We start from the raw sequence: 18,249 nt of genomic DNA, 5'->3' as shown, positions 1-18,249 counted from the left end.
CCACTGACGTGGGCCCTTTCTCGCCGGAGCGCAAATTACTTCTTCTTGCACTCGTCTTTGGCTTTGTTCTCGTCTTTCATGCAATCCATTTTTTTGTCGTCCATTTTGCCGCCGGCATGGCTGGCAGCAAACGCAGGAACGGAAGCCATCATGAATGCAGCGATCATTGCGGAGATGAGAGTTTTCATAGATTACCTTTGGGATTGATATGTCTTTTACGACCGGCACACAATGGGGAATCGCCCATCGCAGCCAATGCCGAGGATATCGATTTCAATGCCCATTGACCTGACAAACGCGTTTCCCATGAGCCCTCATCGGGTATTGATTGGATTCAGGTGGAAACCCTGTTGCAAAGTACTGCCAATTCTTGTAATCGGTATTTCAATGGGTGCACAGGCCCAACCTCGATTGACGCCCGCGCCCGACCAGATCGTGTTGCCCGCTTCGGTGCATGCCCAGAGCAACCAGGTGGGGGCATTGCGCGATGTGGAGCGCGAATGGCGCAAGAACCGCAACCACCTGCCCGCTGCGCTGAATTACGCGCGGGCCGTGTTTTTGCTGGGCCTGACCGAGGGTGATCTGCGCTGGTACGGCTCGGCCAAAGCCGCGCTGCAGCCCTGGTGGAGCGCCAGCACCTTGCCGGCTGAAGGTCATTTTTTGCGCGCCCTGGTGAAACAGGGTTTCCACGATTTCCAGGGCGGCATCGACGATCTGGGAAAGGCGATCACCCTCGATCCGGCGCAACCCGAGTATTGGTCATGGCGCTTTTCGCTGCACCTGCTCACATCGAACATGGCGGCGGCGCGCACCGATTGCGATGCGATCGGGCAGCGCTTCGGCCGCGACGAAGGCCAGGCCTGCGCGGCCACGCTCCTGTACCGCACCGGCCAAGCGCAGCAAGCCATTCCCCTGCTGAACCGCCTGGTCGATCTGCCCGACTACCAGGGCCCGTTCACGCAGGACTGGCTGCGCTACCACCAGGGTGAAGCTCTCCGCGCCGCGGGCGAGCCAGCGCAGGCCATGGCCGTGTGGGAGAAGCACCTGCAGGCCAGGCCCGAGTCGCACCTGGTGAGGCTCACGCTCACCGAGCTGCTGAACCAGCAAGGCCAATACGCCCAAGCGAAGCGCTACACCGCTTCGCCTTCACCCACCGACGCGCTGCTGGTGCAGGCGCTGCTGGCCAGCCGCGGCCTCAAGGACGGCGACACGCAACGCCTGGCCGACCAGTTCGAGAACCGCATGAACAACCAGGCGCTGCGCGGCGAAAGCCTGATCGAGCGGCCCACCATGGTCTACCTCATCACCTACGGGCGCGACGTGGCCAAAGGCCTGGCGCTGGCTGCGGAGAACTGGCGCACGCAGAACGAACCGGCCGATGCGGTGCTGCTGGTGCAGGCCGCGCTCCAAGCCAACCAGCCCAGGCTGGCCGAGCCCGTGCTGGGCTGGATGGCCGCCACCGGCTACACCGACCCGGTGCTCAAACGGCTGGCCGACGAACTGCAAACCCGGCTGGGCAAATCCTGATGACTTTCCTGTTCAGACACCTGGCCGCCCGACTGGCCGCGCTTGCCCTGCTCGCTGCTTTCGCCGGCTCCGCCCTCGCCCACTCCAGCAGCAACGCCTACCTCTCGCTGTCGCAGCGCGGCCCTGACCTGGTGCTGCGCACCGACATCAACCTGCGCGACGTGGACCTGATCTTCGATCTGGACGACGACCGCGACGGACAGGTGAGCTGGGGTGAAACCGCCTCGCGCATGGACGAACTCAAGGCCTGGATGCAGCAGGGCATCACAGTGCGCGGCACCTCGGCCGCGTGCGAACTCAAGCCGCTGGACGTGATGGCCAGCCCGCACTCGGACGGCTTCTACCTCAGCGCCGAATGGACGGTGGTCTGCGCCGATCCCGAGGACGTCGCAGCGGGTCGGCTCACGCTCCAGTACGCCCTGATCTTCGACCAGGACAACCTGCACCGTGGCCTGCTCAAGGTCGAGCTGCCCGGCGCCACCAGCAGCGCCATCTTGAGTCCGGACCGACCCGAGGCTGCGTTGCTGGCGGGCGAGGTTTCCGGCTGGGCGGTGTTCGCGCGCTACGTGGTGGAAGGCGTGTGGCACATCTGGATCGGCATCGACCACATCCTCTTCCTGCTCAGCCTGCTGGTGCTCGCGCCGCTGGTGCCTTCGCGCCGGCGCGTGACCAGCTGGCCCGCGGTGGAGAGCTTCCGCACCTCGTTCATGGATGTGCTGGCGGTCGTGACCGCGTTCACCGTGGCGCACTCGATCACGCTGGTGGCGTCCATCCTGGGCTGGGTCAATCCGCCGGTGGCGATCATCGAATCGGTGATCGCGCTCTCGGTGATCCTGGCCGCGCTCAACAACCTGCTGGGCTGGTTCTCGCTCAAGCGCTGGCGGCTGGCCTTTGTCTTCGGCCTCATCCACGGGTTCGGGTTTGCCAACGTGCTGCTCGACCTGGCCCTGCCCGCGAAGCAGCTCGCGCTCGCGCTCGGTGGCTTCAACGTCGGCGTCGAGATCGGGCAGCTGGCCATCGTGCTGGCGTTCCTGCCACTGGCCTGGCTGCTGCGCCACACCGCGTTCTACCGCTGGGTGGTGGTGGCCGGTGGTTCGCTGGCCATTGCGGTGATCGGCTCGATCTGGCTGGTGGAGCGGCTGGGCGGTTGAAGACCGCTTGTTACCTGTGTTGCGATTGCTCGGTACGCTCACGAACAGACCCTCCCTGCGCAGGACCCGTAACCTGAAAGTCAGTCGGCACCTTCGGCTGCGAGTCCTCAACGCTGCGTCAGTAGCACTTTCAAGGGTCCACCATGAAAACGTCCAGCTTCATCACCTCTTCGCTTGCCGCTCTGGCCGTGGTCGGCAGCGCCACCCTGGTGTTCGCTCAAACGACCACCACCGACATGCCCGCCACGACCACCACACCTGCGGCCACACCGGGCACGCAAACCACGCCCATGGCCACGCCACCTGTGGGCGGCATGACCACGCCGGCACCAACCACCACCGACAGCATGAACAACAACGCCGCGATGAACGAGCCCGTGGCGCGCGCCGACCGCAACTGAGCCTGCCCCAGTTCGGACAACGCCCCGCGGTCCTTGCGATCCCGGGGCGTTGCTGTTTGAAGCGCTGAAGGATGATCAATCCCACACCCGCCATCGACGACGCCACCCCCTGGTCGGCCATCCGCCAGGGCGTGCTGATCGGACTGGCCTTGCTCGCACTGGCGATACCACCGGCCACCCCGGTGACGGCCAACGCAACGCAGCGCGCGGTCCCGCTGGCAACCACACCGCCGCGACTCGCCGAACTGGGCAATGCCGAGGCTTCGAGCAATCTGCGCCACATGGCGAACTGGATCGCACGCTCCGGCGACCACGCCGCCATGCCGTTCGTGGTGATCGACAAGCGGGCGGCGCATCTGTATGTGTTTGACGCACAGGCCCGTCTGATCGACCACACCGCCGTGCTGCTGGGTTCCGCGCACGGCGACGACTCGGTGCCCGGCATCGGCGACAAGGCCATTGCCGATGTATTGCCCGAAGAACGCACGACACCCGCAGGCCGCTTTGCGGGCCAGCGCGGACTCAACATCGACGGCGAAGACGTGGTCTGGGTCGACTACGACGCAGCCGTGTCCATGCACCGGGTGCGCGCCAACAACCCGAAAGAGCGCCGCCTGCAGCGCCTGGTCACCGAGACGGCCGACGACAACCGCATCAGCTACGGTTGCATCAACATTCCCGCCCCTTTCTTTGACGCCCACATCGCGCCCACCTTCGTGGCGCAGCGGGCCATGGTCTATGTGTTGCCCGAGCAGAAGACCCTGCAGACGGTGTTTGGTGTTCCACCACATGGGCATTTGGCTCAGATGATTCGGTAATAAACAACCAAATATCCATTCGTTCCTGAACGGGGGTGAAGGTCGGATCATCCGGTCACTTTCAACACCTTTCCACAAGGAACGACATGACCACCCGCCGCCAACTGATCCAGGCCCTCGCCGCCACCGCCTTCACCGCCGGCACCCTCCCGGCCATCGCCCAGCCCGCCCCGGTGACCCTGCTCAACGTGTCCTACGACCCGACGCGCGAGCTGTACGTGGAATACAACGCCGCGTTCATCAAACACTGGAAGGCCAGGACCGGCCAGGACGTGACCATCAAACAGAGCCATGGCGGTTCGGGCAAACAGGCCCGCTCCATCATCGACGGCCTGGACGCCGACGTGGCCACCCTGGCCCTGGCCGGCGACACCGACGCGCTGCACAGCAACGGCGGCTGGATTCCGAAAGACTGGCAGAAGCGCCTGCCACTCAACAGCTCGCCTTACACCTCCACCATCGTGCTGGTCACGCGCGCCGGCAACCCGAAGAACATCAAGGACTGGGACGACCTGATCCGCCCCGACGTGAAGGTCATCACCCCCAACCCCAAGACCTCGGGCGGCGCGCGCTGGAACTACCTCGCCGCTTGGGAATTTGCCAAGCGCAAGTTCGGCAGCGACGCCAAGGCGCAGGAATTCGTGGCCCAGCTGTACGCCAACGTGCCGGTGCTCGACTCGGGCGCACGCGGCTCCTCCATCACCTTCGCACAGCGCGCCCAGGGTGACGTGTTCATCTCCTGGGAGAACGAGGCCTACCTGCTGGAGAAGGAGTTCGGCAACAAGGTGGACTTCGTGTACCCCTCGCTGTCCATCCTGGCCGAGCCCGCCGTGACCGTGGTCGACAAGAACGTGGACAAAAAAGGCACGCGCGCCGTGGCCCAGGCCTACCTGGAATACCTCTACACCGAAGAGGCGCAGGACATCATCGGCAAACACTTCTACCGCCCCACCTCGGCCAAGGCCCAGGCCAAGTACGCCAAGCAACTGCCCAAGCTCAACCTCTTCAAGATCGGTGACGCTTTCGGCGGCTGGGAACAGGCGGCCAAGGTGCACTTCGCCGACGGCGGCACGTTCGACCAGATCTACACGCGCAAGTAAGGCGACCGGGTGTCACATACGATGGGGTCCCTGATTCCCATCACCAACCCACCCAGGAACAAACATGCCCAAGGCCTACTGGATCTCCACCTACCGCTCCATCAGCGACCCCGCCGCACTCGCGGCCTACGCAGCGCTCGCAGGCCCCGCCCTTCAAGCAGCCGGCGGGCGTTTCCTGGCGCGCGGCATGCCGGCCCAGGTGTACGAGGCCGCTGTCAACCAGCGCGCCGTGTTGCTTGAGTTCGACAGCGTGGCCCAAGCCACCGAGGCACACGACAGCCCGGCGTACCAGGAAGCGCTCGCGGCGCTCGGTCAGGGCGCCGAGCGCGACATCCGCATCATTGAAGCGCTGGCATAAGACGCGACGTCACCAGCGGAGGCCCCATGCACCTGGAAGGTTCGTGCCATTGCGGCAGCGTCAAGTTCTCGGTCGAATCGGCCGAGCCCGTCCCGTTCATGCGGTGTTACTGCTCGATCTGCCGAAAGACGGCGGGCACCGGTGGCTATGCGATCAACCTCGGTGCCGACCACCGCACCCTGAAGGTCAACGGCAAGCGGCATCTGCGCGTTTACCAGGCGCAGATCACCGAGGGCGATCGGGTGCGGCAAAGCACCGGGCAACGCCACTTCTGCGGCAAGTGCGGCACGGCCCTCTGGCTGTGGGACCCCACCTGGCCCGAGCTGGTGCACCCGCACGCGGGCGCAATCGACACACCCTTGCCCACACCGCCCGAGAACGTGCACATCCTGCTGGACTCCAAGGCGGGGTGGGTGACGGTGGAGGGCCATCAGGGCGACCAGCGCTTTGAGGGCTACCCGGATTTTTCGCTCAAGGAATGGCACCAGCGACACGCTTGAGCCTTGCAGCCCCGGGGTTGTCGGCCGGGCGCCGGGCTCAGGCCATGAACACCGCGATGAACGCGAGCATGAAGATCAGGATGGCGCCCATGACGGGCAGCACCATGGGCATGTAGTGCACCACCGTTTCGAGAATATCTTCTGCCTGCTCGTCGGCATAAGCGCGCAGTTCCGGGTCTGAATAGTCCAGCGGGTGCTCGGCGAGGCCCTCGTCCGGCGAAGGTTGTTGGTGTTGCATGGGAGCTCCTGTCCAAGGTTCATCGGGGTTGCGACGGACCGCTGCGTTGCGCAGCCCACAGCACTCAAGGCTTGCAGCCTGCGGGATTGGAGGGGGTACGTCAACCAAAAGTTTCAAACGAACGAGGCCGGGCGCGCCCATATGCCGCAGGGCCATGAGCAAACCACTTCATGGTCGTTGGTGAATGCGACACCGCTTCCCACAATGCAGCGCATGGCTTTCCCCTCCGTCATCATCGTTCCCGGCTGGCGCAACTCCGGCCCCGGTCACTGGCAGACCCTGTGGACCCACACCCTGCCCCATGTGCTCCGCGTCGAGCAGGACGACTGGGTTGCGCCCGTGCGCAGATCCTGGGTCGATCGCCTGAGCGAGACCATCGAGCGTGCGCCCGGCCCGGTGGTGGTGGTCACGCACAGCCTGGGCTGCATCACCACCACGCACCTGTCGGCCAGCGTGGCGCAGCGCATCCAGGGTGCGTTGCTGGTGGCGCCGGCCGACCCCGAACGCCGTGGCGTGCTGGTCGACTTCGCCCCCGTGCCCCACCAGCGCCTGCCCTACCGCAGCATCGTGGTCGCCAGCCACAACGACCCGTATTGCCCGGTGCGCACGGCGGGCGCGTATGCGCGGGCCTGGGGCAGCGAGTTCGTGCGGCTCAACGGCGCGGGCCAGATCAACGTGGATTCGGGCCACGGACCGTGGCCGCTGGGGCTGGCGCTGCTGCAATCGCTCGGGGCCGAGGTGCCCGCCGCGGCCCGCGCCGTGGAGCCGGCCTGAGTCCCTGCGCGCCGGGCTTATGCCCGATCCACATATGGAAACAAGAACAAAGTCGTTGGGTTTCATGAGACCCACGCCCAGAATGCCCGACATCCTGTTTCCGTTTGGAGCTTTCTCATGAACAACACCTTGCGCGCGGCCCTGGCTGCCGTTGCCCTCTCCACTTCCGCGCTCGCGGGTGCCCAGACCACGCTGCTCAACGTCTCGTACGACGTGGCGCGCGAGTTCTACAAGGACATCAACGTCGCCTTTGCTGCCAGCCACAAGAAGTCCACCGGCAAGGACATCAAGGTCGACCAGTCGCACGCGGGTTCGAGCGCGCAGGCGCGCGCCGTGGCCGACGGCCTGGAGGCCGACGTGGTGACCTTCAACACCACGACCGACGTGGACTTCCTCGCCGAGAAGGGTGTGGTCGCCAAGGACTGGCGCCAGAAGTTCGCGAACAACGCCGCGCCCACCACCTCGACCATGCTGTTCCTGGTGCGCAACGGCAACCCCAAGGGCATCAAGGACTGGGACGACCTGATCAAGCCCGGCGTGCAGGTGATCGTGGTCAACCCCAAGACCGGTGGCAACGGCCGCATGGCCTACCTGGCCGCCTGGGGCTACGTGCGCAGCAAGGGCGGGTCGGACGCCGAGGCCGCCGAGTTCGTGGGCAAGCTCTACAAGAACGTGCCGGTGCTCGCGCGCGGTGGCCGCGACGCCACCGGCGTCTTCCTGCAACGCAACATCGGCGACGTGCTGGTGACGTTTGAATCTGAAGTGGTGTCGGTGGACAAGGAGTTCGGCGCCGGCAAGGTCGACGCCATCCACCCCAGCGCCTCCATCGTGGCGGAGAACCCGGTGGCCATCGTCGAGCGCACGGTGAACAAGAAGGGCTCTGCTGCTGAAGCCAAGGCCTACCTCGATTTCCTCTACAGCCCGGAAGGCCAGGAGATCGCCGCAAAGCACAACATCCGTCCGCGCAACGAAGCCGTGCTGAAGAAGTACGCCACGGCCTTCAAGCCGATCAAGCTGTTCAGCGTGGAGCAGTACTTCGGCTCGCTGGGCGAGGCGCAGAAGGTGCACTTCAACGACGGCGGTCAGTTCGACAAAATTTATACCGTCGGCAAGTAAATGAGCGCAGCAACGTCTGCCGTGCTGGGTGGTTCCACCCCGCACGGAACCGCCCTGCCTCGCCGCGCCACGCGCCGGGTGCTGCCGGGCTTCAACATCACGCTGGGCTTCACGGTTTTTTACCTGAGTCTGATCGTGCTGATCCCGCTCTCGGCGCTGCTCTTCAAGACCTTCACGCTCACCTGGCCGCAGTTCTGGGAAGCGGTCACCGCGCCGCGCGTGGTGGCCTCGTACAAGCTCACCTTCGGCGCCTCGTTCATCGCGGCCTGCGTCAACGCCGTCTTCGGCCTGCTGGTGGCCTGGGTGCTGGTGCGCTACAGCTTTCCGGGCAAGAAGATTGTGGATGCGCTGGTGGACCTGCCGTTTGCGCTGCCGACCGCCGTGGCCGGCATTTCGCTCACCGCCATCCTCGCCGGCAACGGCTGGATCGGCCAATACACCGAACCACTCGGCCTGCAACTCGCCTTCAACCCCAACGGTGTGGTGATCGCCCTCATCTTCATCGGCCTGCCCTTCGTGGTGCGCACAGTGCAGCCGGTGCTGGAAGACACCGAGAAGGAACTGGAAGAAGCCGCCACCTGCCTGGGCGCCACGCGCTGGCAGACCTTCAGCCGGGTGATCTTTCCCAGCATCGCCCCCGCCCTGCTCACCGGCTTTGCCATGGCGTTTGCCCGCGCGGTGGGTGAATACGGCTCGGTCATCTTCATCGCCGGCAACATGCCCATGATTTCCGAGATCACGCCGCTGATCATCATCAGCAAGCTGGAGCAGTACGACTACGCGGGTGCGACTGCGGTGGCCACGGTGATGCTGGCCATTTCCTTTGTGCTGCTGCTGCTCATCAACGGTCTGCAGACCTGGCAGCGCAAGCGCAGCGGTGGAGCGATGGCATGAGCGCAAACACTGCTCGCACCGAAGCACCGTGGGTGCGTTACACGCTGATCGGCATCGCGCTGGTCTTCATGTTCCTCTTCCTGGTGCTGCCGCTGGCCGCGGTGTTCACCGAGGCCCTGCGCAAGGGCTGGGACGCCTACTGGCAGGCGCTGCAGGAACCCGACGCCTGGTCCGCCATCCGCCTCACGCTGATCACCGCTGCCATTGCGGTGCCGCTGAACCTGGTGTTCGGCGTGGCGGCGGCCTGGTGCATCGCCAAGTACGAGTTCAGGGGCAAGTCCTTCCTCACCACGCTGATCGACCTGCCGTTCTCGGTGTCGCCGGTGGTGGCGGGTCTGATCTACGTGCTGGTGTTCGGTGCGCAGGGCTGGTTCGGCCCCTGGCTGATGGAGCACGACATCAAGATCATCTTCGCCGTGCCCGGCATCATCCTGGCCACGGTCTTCGTCACCTTCCCCTTCATCGCGCGTGAACTCATTCCGCTGATGCAGGCGCAAGGCAACGACGAAGAGCAGGCCGCGCAGGTGCTGGGCGCCAGCGGCTGGCAGACCTTCTGGTACGTGACCCTGCCCAACATCAAGTGGGGCCTGATCTACGGCGTGATCCTGTGCAATGCGCGGGCCATGGGCGAGTTCGGCGCGGTCTCGGTGGTCTCGGGCCACATCCGCGGCCAGACCAACACCATGCCGCTGCACGTGGAGGTGCTCTACAACGAGTACCAGTCGGTGGCTGCGTTTGCCGTGGCCTCGCTGCTGGCGCTGCTGGCCCTGGTCACGCTGGTGATCAAGTCGGTGGCCGAGTGGCGCATGGAAGCCGAGATGAAAGCACTCGCGGAGCTGCCACCCGAGCGGCCCACGCCAGCCGCCAACCCCTTGCTGGGACAAACATCATGAGCGCCGCGCCGGGCCGCCCCAAGCAAGCTCGCGCCGCAGTGCGCAGCACGAAGGACATCCTATGAGCATTGAGATCCGCAACATCAACAAACACTTCGGCACCTTCCAGGCGCTGAACAACGTCAACCTCGACATCCACTCGGGCGAGCTGCTCGCGCTGCTCGGTCCGTCGGGTTGCGGCAAGACCACGCTGCTGCGCATCATTGCCGGCCTGGAAACGCCGGACACCGGCAACATCCTGTTCAGCGGCGAAGACACCACCGACGTGCACGTGCGTGAGCGCAACGTGGGTTTCGTGTTCCAGCACTACGCGCTGTTCCGCCACATGACCGTGCTGGAAAACGTGGCCTTCGGCCTGCGGGTGAAGCCGCGCGGCGAGCGCCCGAGCGACGCGCAGATCAAGGCCAAGGTGCACGACCTGCTCAAGCTGGTGCAGCTCGACTGGCTGGCCGACCGTTACCCCTCGCAGCTCTCGGGCGGCCAGCGCCAGCGCATTGCGCTCGCGCGTGCGCTGGCGGTGGAACCCAAGGTGCTGCTGCTGGACGAGCCCTTCGGCGCACTCGACGCCAAGGTGCGCAAGGAACTGCGCCGCTGGCTGCGCCGCCTGCACGACGAGCTGCACGTGACCAGCGTGTTCGTCACGCACGACCAGGAAGAAGCGCTCGAAGTGGCCGACCGCGTGGTGCTGATGAACCAGGGCCATGTGGAACAGGTGGGTGCGCCGCAGGCGGTTTGGGACCGCCCGGCGAGCCCGTTCGTGTACGGCTTCCTGGGTGACGTGAACCTGTTTCACGGGCGTGCGCACGAAGGCCAGATGCACCTGGACGGTGTGTCGTTCGCCTCGCCCGAACACGCCGGTGCCCAGGACGCGCAGGCCTTCGCCTACGTGCGTCCGCACGAGCTGGACGTGCTGCCCTATGCGCCTGGCCTGAACGGCATGGTGGTCAAGCTCGACCGCGCGGTGGTGGTGGGCCCGATCGCCCGCCTCGAACTCCTGCCCGTGGCGCCACCCGCCAACGGCGACCAGCCCAAGTTGATCGAGGCCCACCTCTCGGCCGACCGCTTCAAGGAACTCGGTATCCAGGAGGGCGACACGGTGGTGGTCGCGCCGCGCAAGGCGCGGGTGTTCCTGCAGCCTGAGGCCGCCTGAGCCCGCCGCCGTCCTGATGCGATCCTGACGCGGGGTGTGCTACGTTGCGCCGATGACGCCAACGGACGCAACGCCACCCGCACCCACCCCGAGCCGCTGGCCGGGCGCCCTCGTCTGGACCCTCGCCGGGCTGGCCATGGGGGTGCTGTACCCGGTGCTTGACCTGGCCAACCTGGCCATGCTGCTGGTGCTCGCCTCGGCTTTGGCCGCGCTCTGGCTCACGCCTGCCATGTGCCTGGCGGCTTGTGCGCTTGCGGTGCTGGTGTTCAACTTCGCCTTCGTGCCCCCACGCTTCACCTTCAGTGTGGCCCTGCACCAGCACGCCCTGCTGCTGAGCACCATGCTCTCGGTCAGCTGGATCGTCGCGCTGCTCATGGCGCGCCAGCGCCGGCTGGCCGAGGCCGAGCGACTGCTCGCGCAGCGCGCACGCCAACTGCAAGACTTCGGCGCCACCCTGCGCGACAGCGACGACCCGCGGTTGCGAGCGCCCGACCTGCAAGCCGCGCTGGCCTCGCTGATGGGCGCGCCGGTGGCCCTGTTGCTGCGCGACGGCACCGACGCTGGCACGCGCCTCGGGAAAGCCGGCAGCGACGGCTGGGAAGGCCTGGGCATGAGCCTGCGCCACAGCCAGGCCATGGGGCCGGGCACGGGGCGCCACGAAGACCAGCCCGCCTGGTACCTGCCGATGCGCGGGCGCCAGGCCGCGCTGGGTGCAGCGCTGCTGCCGCTGACCAACCAGCCCGAGCCCACGCCCGAACTGCGTGCCCATGCCCAGGCGCTGTGCGACCAGATGGGCCTGGCACTGGAACGCGCCCATGCCACCCACGCCGCCACCACGGCGCGCGAACAGGCCCATGCGCACGCGCTGCGCAACACCCTGCTGGCCGCCATCTCGCACGACTACCGCACGCCGCTGGCCACCATCCTGGGCGCGGCCTCGTCGCTGCACGACCAGGCCGACCGGCTCTCGGCCGGGCAACGCCAGCGACTGGCGGCCACCATCATCGACGAGGCGGGCCAGCTCGGCCGCATCACCGACAACACACTGCAGCTCGCGCGCCTCGACACGCCGGGACTGGCCCTGCACCTCGACTGGGAATCGGTCGAAGAACTGGTGGGCACGGTGCTGCGCCGCGCCCGCCAGCGCCAACCCGACCGCGCCGTGAAGGCGCGCCTGCAAGCCGGGCTGCCGCTGCTGCGGGTGGACGCGGTGCTGCTGGTGCAGCTGCTGGACAACCTCGTGGACAACGCGCTCAAGTACGGCGGTGAGAGCGCGCCGGTGGAGATCGCCGCCACGCTGGAGTCCAGCCAGATCCGCCTGGCCGTGCGCGACCGGGGACCGGGCATCGCGCCTGCCTGGCGTGAACGGGTGTTCGACGCTTTCCAGCGCGGCGACCCCGGCGACAACCGCGCGCAGCCGGCCGACGCGCCCGCGCGGCGCGGCGCAGGCGTGGGCCTGGCTGTGTGCCGCACCATCGCGCGGGCGCACGGCGGCGAACTCAGGCTGCGCATGCGCCAGCGCGGCGGCTGCAGCTTTGAATGCACGCTGCCCGTGAACCCGGCACAGGCCGGTGCACCGGAGGCCCTGGCATGAGCCTCACCGTGCTGCTGGTGGAAGACGACCGCGAGCTGCGCACCACCCTGCGCGAGTCGCTCCGGGTGGAAGGCTATGTGGTGGTGGCGGCCGCCAGCCTGGCCGACGCACACGCACTGCTCGCGAACACCGACGTGGACATCGTGCTGCTCGACCTGGGCCTGCCCGATGGCGATGGCGAAAGCCTGCTGACCACCCTGCGGCGCGGGCGCAGCACGCCGGTGATCGTGATCTCCGCGCGCGAAACCGACGACCCCAAGATCCGCCTGCTGGACGCCGGCGCGGACGACTTTCTGGTGAAACCCTTCAGCCTGGGCGAACTGCTCGCGCGCATGCGCGTGGCCCTGCGCCACCGGGGAACGCCCCTGCAGGCGGCCATCACGCACTACCGCCAGGGCGATTTGCGCGTGGACCTGCGCGCGCACCGGGTGCGCCTGACCGACGAAGACGTGCACCTCACGCCCACCGAGTTCAAGCTGCTGGCGCGCCTGGTGCGCAACGCCGGCCAGGTGGTCACACACCGGCAGTTGCTGGCCGATGTGTGGGGCGCGGAGTTCACCGAACACACCCACTACCTGCGGCTCTACATGGGGCAGCTGCGCACCAAGCTGGAGGCCGACCCGGCCGACCCGCAGCGCCTGCTGACCGAACCCGGCGTGGGCTACCGCCTGGTGGAGGGCGAGGACTGAGGTGCCGAGGCGGTCCCTTATGCGTTCCTGATGCACCCATCGGTACGCTGCGGCTCCTCTCCACTTCGTTCCCTCGCCCATGACCGCGACCGCCCGTTCCCTCGACACCGAACAACCCGCCACGCCCCTGCAACGACAGGGCACCGCTGCCCTCACCCTGGGCGCACTGGGCGTGGTCTACGGCGACATCGGCACCAGCCCGCTCTACACCGTCAAGGAGATCTTCGCACCCGCCACCGGCGTGGCGCTCAACGCGCACAACCTGATCGGCGCCGTCTCGGTGATCTTCTGGGCACTCATGCTGGTGGTCACCCTCAAATACGTGATCCTGATCCTGCGCGCCGACAACCGCGGCGAAGGCGGTGGCCTGGCATTGACCGCGCTGGCCGCCCACGCGGTGCGCTCGCGCCCGGCCTTGCGCCACGCACTGCTGCTGCTGGGCGTGTTCGGCGCCACGCTGTTTTACGGCGACAGCGTGATCACACCCGCGATCTCGGTGCTGGGCGCCATGGAAGGCCTGCAACTCGTCACACCCTTGCTCGCGCCCTATGTCGTCCCGATCACCGTGGTCATCGTGGTGGGCCTGTTCACGGTGCAGCGCTTCGGCACCGGCCTGGTGGGCAAGCTGTTCGGTCCCATCATCGTGCTGTGGTTCGTCACGCTGGGGGCCATCGGCGTGGTGCACATCGTGGAACAGCCCGCCATCCTGTCGGCGCTCAACCCGGTGCACGCCTGGACCTTCCTCCTGGAGCGCGGCTGGTACGTGTTCGCCGCGGTGGGCGCCATCGTGCTCGCGCTCACCGGCGCCGAGGCGCTCTACGCCGACATGGGCCACTTCGGCCGCAAGCCGATCCAGCTCGCGTGGACCGGCCTGGTGCTGCCCGGTCTGGCGCTCAACTACATGGGTCAGGGCGCGCTGCTGATGGCCGACCCCACAGCCATTGAAAACCCGTTCTACCGCCTCTTCCCCGAGGCCTTCGTGCTGCCCGCGCTGGTGTTGGCCACGCTCGCGGCCATCATCGCCTCGCAAGCGGTGATCTCGGGCGCGTATTCCATGACCAAGCAGGCCATCCAGCTCGGGTTTTTGCCGCGCATGGCGATCAAGTACACCTCGGCGCGCGAGGCCGGGCAGATCTACATGCCGGCGGTCAACTGGGTCCTGATGGCGGGCGTGGTGGCCGCCGTGGTGGGCTTTGGCAGCTCGTCGGCGCTCGCCGGTGCCTACGGCATCGCGGTCACGCTCACCATGATGATCACCACCGTGCTGACCTACTTTGTGGTGAGCGAGGGCTGGCGCCTGCCCAAGCCGCTGGCCATCGGTGCCACCGTGTTCTTTCTGGCCATCGATGTGCTGCTGGTCGCCGGCTGTGCGGTGAAGTTCTTCGACGGTGGCTGGTTCCCGCTGGCGCTGGGCCTGGTGCTCTTCGGCCTCATGAGCACCTGGTCGCGTGGACGCGAACGCGTGCTGCAGGGCATCCGCCGCGACGGTCTGGAACTGCAAGCTTTCATCGACAGCCTCGACCCCAAGACCATGCACCGCGCGGAGCGCACCGCGGTGTATCCGGTGGCCGACCCGGGCACAGTGCCGCAGGCACTGCTGCACAACCTCAAGCACAACCAGGTGCTGCACGAGCGCAACGTGGTCCTCACCGTGAAATTCCACGAAGTGCCGTGGGTGCCGATGAACGAGCGGGTGGAGGTGCAGGCGCTCGGACACAGCTTCTGGCGCGTCACGCTGCACTTTGGTTTCATGAACACGCCCGACGTGCCCAAGGCCCTGGCGCTCACCGAGTCGCACGGCCTGCGCATCCCGGTGTTCGAGACCAGCTACTTCCTCAGCCGCGAGACGGTGGTGCCCACGTCCGGCGGTGGCATGTGGCGCTGGCGCGAGCGCCTGTTTGCGGCCATGAGCCACAACGCCGGGGGGGTGGTCGACTTTTTCAGGCTGCCGGGCAACGCTGTGGTGGAGCTCGGCACGCGCGTCCCGATCTGAGCCGCGGAACCGCAGGACTCACCGATCGTGGCGGGCCGGTGTGTCGGGTTGGGTACCGTAGAACCGGTGCACGTCGCGCTCCCACGCCGGGTCTGCCATGTCGGGCCATTGGTGCTTGTCGAATCCGGGCGCGTTTTGCAGACGTGCCTTGCTCACGTGCAACACAAAACAGCGGCAAGCGGTGTCCAGCTCCAGCGCCGCCCAGGGCACCGCAAACAGCTTCTCACCGACACCGAAAAATCCGCCAAACGACAGCACGGCGTAGCCGATGCGACCGGTGCGCACGTCGAGCATGATCTCCCGGATCTCGCCCAGGTCCTCATCGGCATCGTTGAAAACGTCGTTGCCCGTCAGCGTACCGGCGCCCATGAGGCGGGGGCCCGGTCCCTGACGCGGAGTGCGGCCCGGCCTGAGGGGCGCGGCGGCATCCGCCGCTACGGGTTCGTCGAGTGTTTCTTCGTGCATGGCGTGCCGCTTGTCAATGTCAGGGCTCCATGCTCGCAACCGAAGGACGCACGGTCTGTGCGCCGGCGTACCTTCAGACCTTGATCGCGTTGCGGCTCAAAGAAAACGAGCCGGACGGATCACCCGCATTTTTTTCTGCTGGCTTGGCCTGCAGCACCGCGTCGTTTTTCAGGCGATCGTAGGCGTCGCGGATCACGCCGTGGCATTCGCAACTGTGGGCTTCCAGCCCCGCCCGGTCGATCACCGACATCTGCCCGCGCCCGTAGCGGATCACACCCGCCTTTTGCAGTCGCAAGGCGCCACCGGTCACGCCTTCACGGCGGACGCCCAGCATGCTGGCAATGCGCTCCTGTGTGATGTGAAGCTCGTCGTCGTCCTGGCGCTCCAGGTGAACCAGCAGCCAGCGGGCGAGTTGCTGGTCGAGCGAGTGGTGGCGGTTGCAGGCCGAGGTCTGCGACATGTGCTGGAACAGTGTCCGCGTGTAGTTCAGCAGGTGGTGCATCACCTGCTCCGAGCGTTTGGCCTGGTGCGCAATCGACTGCGCGCTCATGCGGTAGCCATGACCGCCCCGGCTCACCAACGCCGTGTTCTGCGCCATCACGGTACCGCTGGCGGTCGTGCCGTTGTTGGCGTTGCTGCTGCCCATGAAGGCGTCCACGCCCACCATGCCTTCGTTGCCCACCGCCGCAACTTCCACCGTGGCGCCGTCCAGCATGGTGGACACCAGCGAAACCACGGCGGTGGTTGGAAAGTACACGTGGCGCAGGCTGCTGCCGGCTTCAAACAAGGTGCTGTGCGCGGGCATCTCGACCCACTCCAGGTGGGACTCGATGTAGCGCCAGTCGTCAAACGGCAGGGCCGCCAGCAACTGGTTCTGTTCGCGGTGGGAAATGGCTGTTTGTGTCATTGCAGTGCGCCTTGAGTTTGTTCTCTGGACGCAATGTAGGTTGATGCATATGGGTTTTCCATGTCGAAAGACACACGCGGAGAACGCTTTACACAACTTGTCAATCGGTGACGTCCCAATGTGATCTGCCTCACCAACGCCATCAGACCAGGGGCCGCTGCGGTGGGTGGCCGTCGCCATAGAGGTCCGCCAGCCGGGCCAGCGCCTTCACGTCCCGCAGGTACAGGCGCCCCTCCTTGATCTCGTGCAGCCCTCGCTTCTCCAACCGGCGCAAGGTCTTGTTGGTGTGCACCAGCGACAGACCGAGGGCATCGGCGATGTGCTGCTGCGTCAGCGGCCACACCACGCCGCCCTTGCCGTTGTCGTCCTGCAGCGCGGCCGCGCGCTTGAACAACAGGATCAGCATGCTGGCAATGCGCTCCTCGGCGCTGCGCCTGCCCACGGAGAGCAAGGTGTCGTCCACCAGCGACTCTTCGTGCGCGGTCAGCCAGGTCACGTTGAAACCCATGGTGGGTGACCGGCGGTGGATTTCCCACAGCGCGTCGCGCTGGAACACGCAGAAGCTGGCCGAGGTGAGCGTGTCCACGCCGTGCGCGGCGGCGTCGCCCATCTTCTGCTGCACGCCGATGAAGTCACCCGCGAGCAGGAAGGTGAGGATCTGGCGCCTGCCGTCGCTCAAGGTCTTGTAGCGGAAGGCCCAGCCTTGCAGCAGGGTGTACAGCGGCGAGTCGGTCTGACCTTCGTGGATCAAGGTCTCGCCCGCCTCCACGCGCAAGGAGCGGCGCTTGAGCGACTGCACCAGTTCCAGCTCCTCGGGCGTGTGGTCAACGAACAGCGGCAGGGGCCGCAGGGGGCACTCGGTGCAGGGCATGGCGGTCGGAGGGGCCTTGTCGGGCCATTCAGCAGCGTCTTTGGGGGTGACGTTGGTTGTCATTGTTTTTCTTGTCCGTGTAGACCACCAAGTCAACGTGCGGAGCGGGTCGGTGCACGAAATTCAGGTGCCCGCGAGTCTATTTGTAGTGCAGGACACAACAGGCGTCTGTTCGCTTTCGCACGCATGCCTCGGAGGGTTATCTCACGCCGCACTGTTCGAGAACGCACAGACCGACGTGCGGCGGGGGCTTACGGTGCGGCTGTGCATCATCGCATTCCCGGTGGCGCCATCAGGAACCAGAAAGCACCCATGACCACCACCGCCCCCCGAGGCCGCAAACCCCGCCGGGTCGAGCCACGCCGTCCGGTGGCCAACGCCATCACACAGCTACTGGTCGACCACAACGAGCTGCAGCAGATGTTCACCGCCTTCGAGAACACCCGCTCGGTCAACAACAAGCGTTTCCTGGTGCAGCGCATCTGCACCACGGTGGCGGTGCATGCGCAGGTCAAGGAAGAGATCTTTTACCCGGCGGTGGAATCGGTGCTCCCGCAGGCCACACCGGAACACACGACCATGAAGGCGCTGGTGGCCCACATCCGGGCGCTGGAGCCGGTGGCGGAGCAGGTGGACGGCCCGATCCAGGTGTTGGCACAGGAGGTCAACGAGCACGTCTCCGACCTGCACGAGAGCCTGTTTCCGCGCGTCAAGGCGTCCGACATCGACCTGGAAGAACTCGGCCACCGCATGGCCCGACGCAAGGCCGAGCTGATCGCCCTGCACGCCTGACGCATCGCCCCATGGGGC

Annotated in this window: 21 protein-coding genes; 16 read left to right on the top strand and 5 right to left on the bottom strand. The window is 66.4% G+C overall.

What is annotated here, in order from left to right; all coding sequences use genetic code 11:
* Nucleotides 1–35: 35 nt before the first annotated feature.
* On the bottom strand, nucleotides 36–188 hold the full coding sequence (locus Q1W68_RS09645; RefSeq protein WP_300649549.1) for a hypothetical protein: 153 nt from the start codon (nucleotides 186–188) through the stop codon (nucleotides 36–38).
* Nucleotides 189–411: 223 nt separating this feature from the next.
* On the opposite strand from Q1W68_RS09645, the gene Q1W68_RS09640 reads away from it, so the two are divergent.
* The 7 genes from Q1W68_RS09640 (at nucleotide 412) to Q1W68_RS09610 (ending at nucleotide 5,855) form a co-directional block, all read left to right on the top strand.
* Nucleotides 412–1,527 carry a hypothetical protein gene (locus tag Q1W68_RS09640; protein WP_300660536.1) on the top strand — a complete coding sequence of 372 codons (1,116 nt, stop codon included), beginning with the start codon at nucleotides 412–414 and terminating at the stop codon, nucleotides 1,525–1,527.
* Nucleotides 1,527–2,678: a HupE/UreJ family protein gene (locus Q1W68_RS09635; protein WP_300649546.1), complete on the top strand. Its 1,152-nt coding sequence runs from the start codon at nucleotides 1,527–1,529 to the stop codon at nucleotides 2,676–2,678. The genes Q1W68_RS09640 and Q1W68_RS09635 overlap by 1 nt, the downstream gene beginning before the upstream one ends.
* A gap of 143 nt (nucleotides 2,679–2,821) precedes the next feature.
* Nucleotides 2,822–3,079 carry a hypothetical protein gene (locus Q1W68_RS09630; protein WP_300649544.1) on the top strand — a complete coding sequence of 86 codons (258 nt, stop codon included), beginning with the start codon at nucleotides 2,822–2,824 and terminating at the stop codon, nucleotides 3,077–3,079.
* Nucleotides 3,080–3,150: 71 nt separating this feature from the next.
* Nucleotides 3,151–3,897, top strand: a complete 747-nt coding sequence (locus tag Q1W68_RS09625) for a hypothetical protein (RefSeq protein WP_300660533.1) — start codon at nucleotides 3,151–3,153, stop codon at nucleotides 3,895–3,897.
* Between the two features lie 86 nt (nucleotides 3,898–3,983).
* On the top strand, nucleotides 3,984–4,997 hold the full coding sequence (locus tag Q1W68_RS09620; protein ID WP_300649540.1) for a sulfate ABC transporter substrate-binding protein: 1,014 nt from the start codon (nucleotides 3,984–3,986) through the stop codon (nucleotides 4,995–4,997).
* A 64-nt stretch (nucleotides 4,998–5,061) separates the two neighbouring features.
* Nucleotides 5,062–5,355, top strand: a complete 294-nt coding sequence (locus Q1W68_RS09615) for a DUF1330 domain-containing protein (RefSeq protein WP_300649538.1) — start codon at nucleotides 5,062–5,064, stop codon at nucleotides 5,353–5,355.
* A 26-nt stretch (nucleotides 5,356–5,381) separates the two neighbouring features.
* Nucleotides 5,382–5,855, top strand: coding sequence for a GFA family protein (locus tag Q1W68_RS09610; protein WP_300649537.1), 474 nt, complete (start codon nucleotides 5,382–5,384; stop codon nucleotides 5,853–5,855).
* A 37-nt stretch (nucleotides 5,856–5,892) separates the two neighbouring features.
* On the opposite strand, the gene Q1W68_RS09605 is transcribed toward Q1W68_RS09610, so the two are convergent.
* Nucleotides 5,893–6,093 (bottom strand): hypothetical protein, encoded by a 201-nt coding sequence (locus tag Q1W68_RS09605; protein WP_300649627.1) that lies wholly within the window; start codon nucleotides 6,091–6,093, stop codon nucleotides 5,893–5,895.
* Nucleotides 6,094–6,306: 213 nt separating this feature from the next.
* On the opposite strand from Q1W68_RS09605, the gene Q1W68_RS09600 reads away from it, so the two are divergent.
* From Q1W68_RS09600 to Q1W68_RS09565, 8 genes are all read left to right on the top strand, one after another.
* Nucleotides 6,307–6,867: an alpha/beta hydrolase gene (locus tag Q1W68_RS09600; protein WP_300649535.1), complete on the top strand. Its 561-nt coding sequence runs from the start codon at nucleotides 6,307–6,309 to the stop codon at nucleotides 6,865–6,867.
* Nucleotides 6,868–6,984: 117 nt separating this feature from the next.
* Nucleotides 6,985–7,983 carry a sulfate ABC transporter substrate-binding protein gene (locus tag Q1W68_RS09595; protein WP_300716402.1) on the top strand — a complete coding sequence of 333 codons (999 nt, stop codon included), beginning with the start codon at nucleotides 6,985–6,987 and terminating at the stop codon, nucleotides 7,981–7,983.
* Nucleotides 7,984–8,877, top strand: coding sequence for a sulfate ABC transporter permease subunit CysT (gene cysT, locus Q1W68_RS09590; RefSeq protein WP_300716399.1), 894 nt, complete (start codon nucleotides 7,984–7,986; stop codon nucleotides 8,875–8,877). It abuts the gene before it with no gap.
* Nucleotides 8,874–9,770, top strand: coding sequence for a sulfate ABC transporter permease subunit CysW (gene cysW / locus Q1W68_RS09585; RefSeq protein WP_300716396.1), 897 nt, complete (start codon nucleotides 8,874–8,876; stop codon nucleotides 9,768–9,770). Before cysT ends, cysW begins: the two co-directional genes overlap by 4 nt.
* Nucleotides 9,771–9,831: 61 nt before the next feature.
* Entirely contained in the window at nucleotides 9,832–10,920 is a 1,089-nt protein-coding gene (locus Q1W68_RS09580) for a sulfate ABC transporter ATP-binding protein (protein ID WP_300649527.1), read from the top strand.
* 52 nt (nucleotides 10,921–10,972) lie between these two features.
* Nucleotides 10,973–12,514 carry an ATP-binding protein gene (locus Q1W68_RS09575; RefSeq protein ID WP_300649525.1) on the top strand — a complete coding sequence of 514 codons (1,542 nt, stop codon included), beginning with the start codon at nucleotides 10,973–10,975 and terminating at the stop codon, nucleotides 12,512–12,514.
* On the top strand, nucleotides 12,511–13,203 hold the full coding sequence (locus tag Q1W68_RS09570; RefSeq protein WP_300649523.1) for a response regulator: 693 nt from the start codon (nucleotides 12,511–12,513) through the stop codon (nucleotides 13,201–13,203). Before Q1W68_RS09575 ends, Q1W68_RS09570 begins: the two co-directional genes overlap by 4 nt.
* 79 nt (nucleotides 13,204–13,282) lie before the next feature.
* Complete coding sequence (locus tag Q1W68_RS09565) at nucleotides 13,283–15,196, top strand: potassium transporter Kup (RefSeq protein WP_300649521.1); 1,914 nt, start codon at nucleotides 13,283–13,285, stop codon at nucleotides 15,194–15,196.
* A gap of 18 nt (nucleotides 15,197–15,214) precedes the next feature.
* Here the strand turns inward: Q1W68_RS09565 and Q1W68_RS09560 are convergent, their stop codons facing one another.
* From Q1W68_RS09560 to Q1W68_RS09550, 3 genes are all read right to left on the bottom strand, one after another.
* Nucleotides 15,215–15,661: a PRC-barrel domain-containing protein gene (locus Q1W68_RS09560; RefSeq protein ID WP_300649519.1), complete on the bottom strand. Its 447-nt coding sequence runs from the start codon at nucleotides 15,659–15,661 to the stop codon at nucleotides 15,215–15,217.
* A 73-nt stretch (nucleotides 15,662–15,734) separates the two neighbouring features.
* On the bottom strand, nucleotides 15,735–16,568 hold the full coding sequence (locus Q1W68_RS09555; RefSeq protein ID WP_300649517.1) for a Crp/Fnr family transcriptional regulator: 834 nt from the start codon (nucleotides 16,566–16,568) through the stop codon (nucleotides 15,735–15,737).
* Between the two features lie 142 nt (nucleotides 16,569–16,710).
* Nucleotides 16,711–17,502: a Crp/Fnr family transcriptional regulator gene (locus Q1W68_RS09550; RefSeq protein ID WP_300649515.1), complete on the bottom strand. Its 792-nt coding sequence runs from the start codon at nucleotides 17,500–17,502 to the stop codon at nucleotides 16,711–16,713.
* Between the two features lie 249 nt (nucleotides 17,503–17,751).
* On the opposite strand from Q1W68_RS09550, the gene Q1W68_RS09545 reads away from it, so the two are divergent.
* Entirely contained in the window at nucleotides 17,752–18,231 is a 480-nt protein-coding gene (locus Q1W68_RS09545) for a hypothetical protein (RefSeq protein WP_300649513.1), read from the top strand.
* Nucleotides 18,232–18,249: the final 18 nt, after the last annotated feature.

It is taken from the genome of Hydrogenophaga sp., from assembly GCF_030158645.1.
GTDB lineage: Bacteria > Pseudomonadota > Gammaproteobacteria > Burkholderiales > Burkholderiaceae_C > Hydrogenophaga.
Note: the sequence above shows the minus strand (reverse complement) of the source record. Positions and strands in the feature narration are given on the sequence as shown.

Excerpts from the sequence above, each read along its gene's own strand:
- Q1W68_RS09645 (WP_300649549.1), bottom strand. The coding sequence starts at position 188 with ATGAAAACTCTCATCTCCGCAATGATCGCTGCATTCATGATGGCTTCC.
- Q1W68_RS09635 (WP_300649546.1), top strand. The coding sequence starts at position 1,527 with ATGACTTTCCTGTTCAGACACCTGGCCGCCCGACTGGCCGCGCTTGCC.
- Q1W68_RS09630 (WP_300649544.1), top strand. The coding sequence starts at position 2,822 with ATGAAAACGTCCAGCTTCATCACCTCTTCGCTTGCCGCTCTGGCCGTG.
- Q1W68_RS09625 (WP_300660533.1), top strand. The coding sequence starts at position 3,151 with ATGATCAATCCCACACCCGCCATCGACGACGCCACCCCCTGGTCGGCC.
- Q1W68_RS09620 (WP_300649540.1), top strand. The coding sequence starts at position 3,984 with ATGACCACCCGCCGCCAACTGATCCAGGCCCTCGCCGCCACCGCCTTC.
- Q1W68_RS09615 (WP_300649538.1), top strand. The coding sequence starts at position 5,062 with ATGCCCAAGGCCTACTGGATCTCCACCTACCGCTCCATCAGCGACCCC.
- Q1W68_RS09610 (WP_300649537.1), top strand. The coding sequence starts at position 5,382 with ATGCACCTGGAAGGTTCGTGCCATTGCGGCAGCGTCAAGTTCTCGGTC.
- Q1W68_RS09605 (WP_300649627.1), bottom strand. The coding sequence starts at position 6,093 with ATGCAACACCAACAACCTTCGCCGGACGAGGGCCTCGCCGAGCACCCG.
- Q1W68_RS09600 (WP_300649535.1), top strand. The coding sequence starts at position 6,307 with ATGGCTTTCCCCTCCGTCATCATCGTTCCCGGCTGGCGCAACTCCGGC.
- Q1W68_RS09595 (WP_300716402.1), top strand. The coding sequence starts at position 6,985 with ATGAACAACACCTTGCGCGCGGCCCTGGCTGCCGTTGCCCTCTCCACT.
- cysT (WP_300716399.1), top strand. The coding sequence starts at position 7,984 with ATGAGCGCAGCAACGTCTGCCGTGCTGGGTGGTTCCACCCCGCACGGA.
- cysW (WP_300716396.1), top strand. The coding sequence starts at position 8,874 with ATGAGCGCAAACACTGCTCGCACCGAAGCACCGTGGGTGCGTTACACG.
- Q1W68_RS09580 (WP_300649527.1), top strand. The coding sequence starts at position 9,832 with ATGAGCATTGAGATCCGCAACATCAACAAACACTTCGGCACCTTCCAG.
- Q1W68_RS09575 (WP_300649525.1), top strand. The coding sequence starts at position 10,973 with ATGACGCCAACGGACGCAACGCCACCCGCACCCACCCCGAGCCGCTGG.
- Q1W68_RS09570 (WP_300649523.1), top strand. The coding sequence starts at position 12,511 with ATGAGCCTCACCGTGCTGCTGGTGGAAGACGACCGCGAGCTGCGCACC.
- Q1W68_RS09565 (WP_300649521.1), top strand. The coding sequence starts at position 13,283 with ATGACCGCGACCGCCCGTTCCCTCGACACCGAACAACCCGCCACGCCC.
- Q1W68_RS09560 (WP_300649519.1), bottom strand. The coding sequence starts at position 15,661 with ATGCACGAAGAAACACTCGACGAACCCGTAGCGGCGGATGCCGCCGCG.
- Q1W68_RS09555 (WP_300649517.1), bottom strand. The coding sequence starts at position 16,568 with ATGACACAAACAGCCATTTCCCACCGCGAACAGAACCAGTTGCTGGCG.
- Q1W68_RS09550 (WP_300649515.1), bottom strand. The coding sequence starts at position 17,502 with ATGACAACCAACGTCACCCCCAAAGACGCTGCTGAATGGCCCGACAAG.
- Q1W68_RS09545 (WP_300649513.1), top strand. The coding sequence starts at position 17,752 with ATGACCACCACCGCCCCCCGAGGCCGCAAACCCCGCCGGGTCGAGCCA.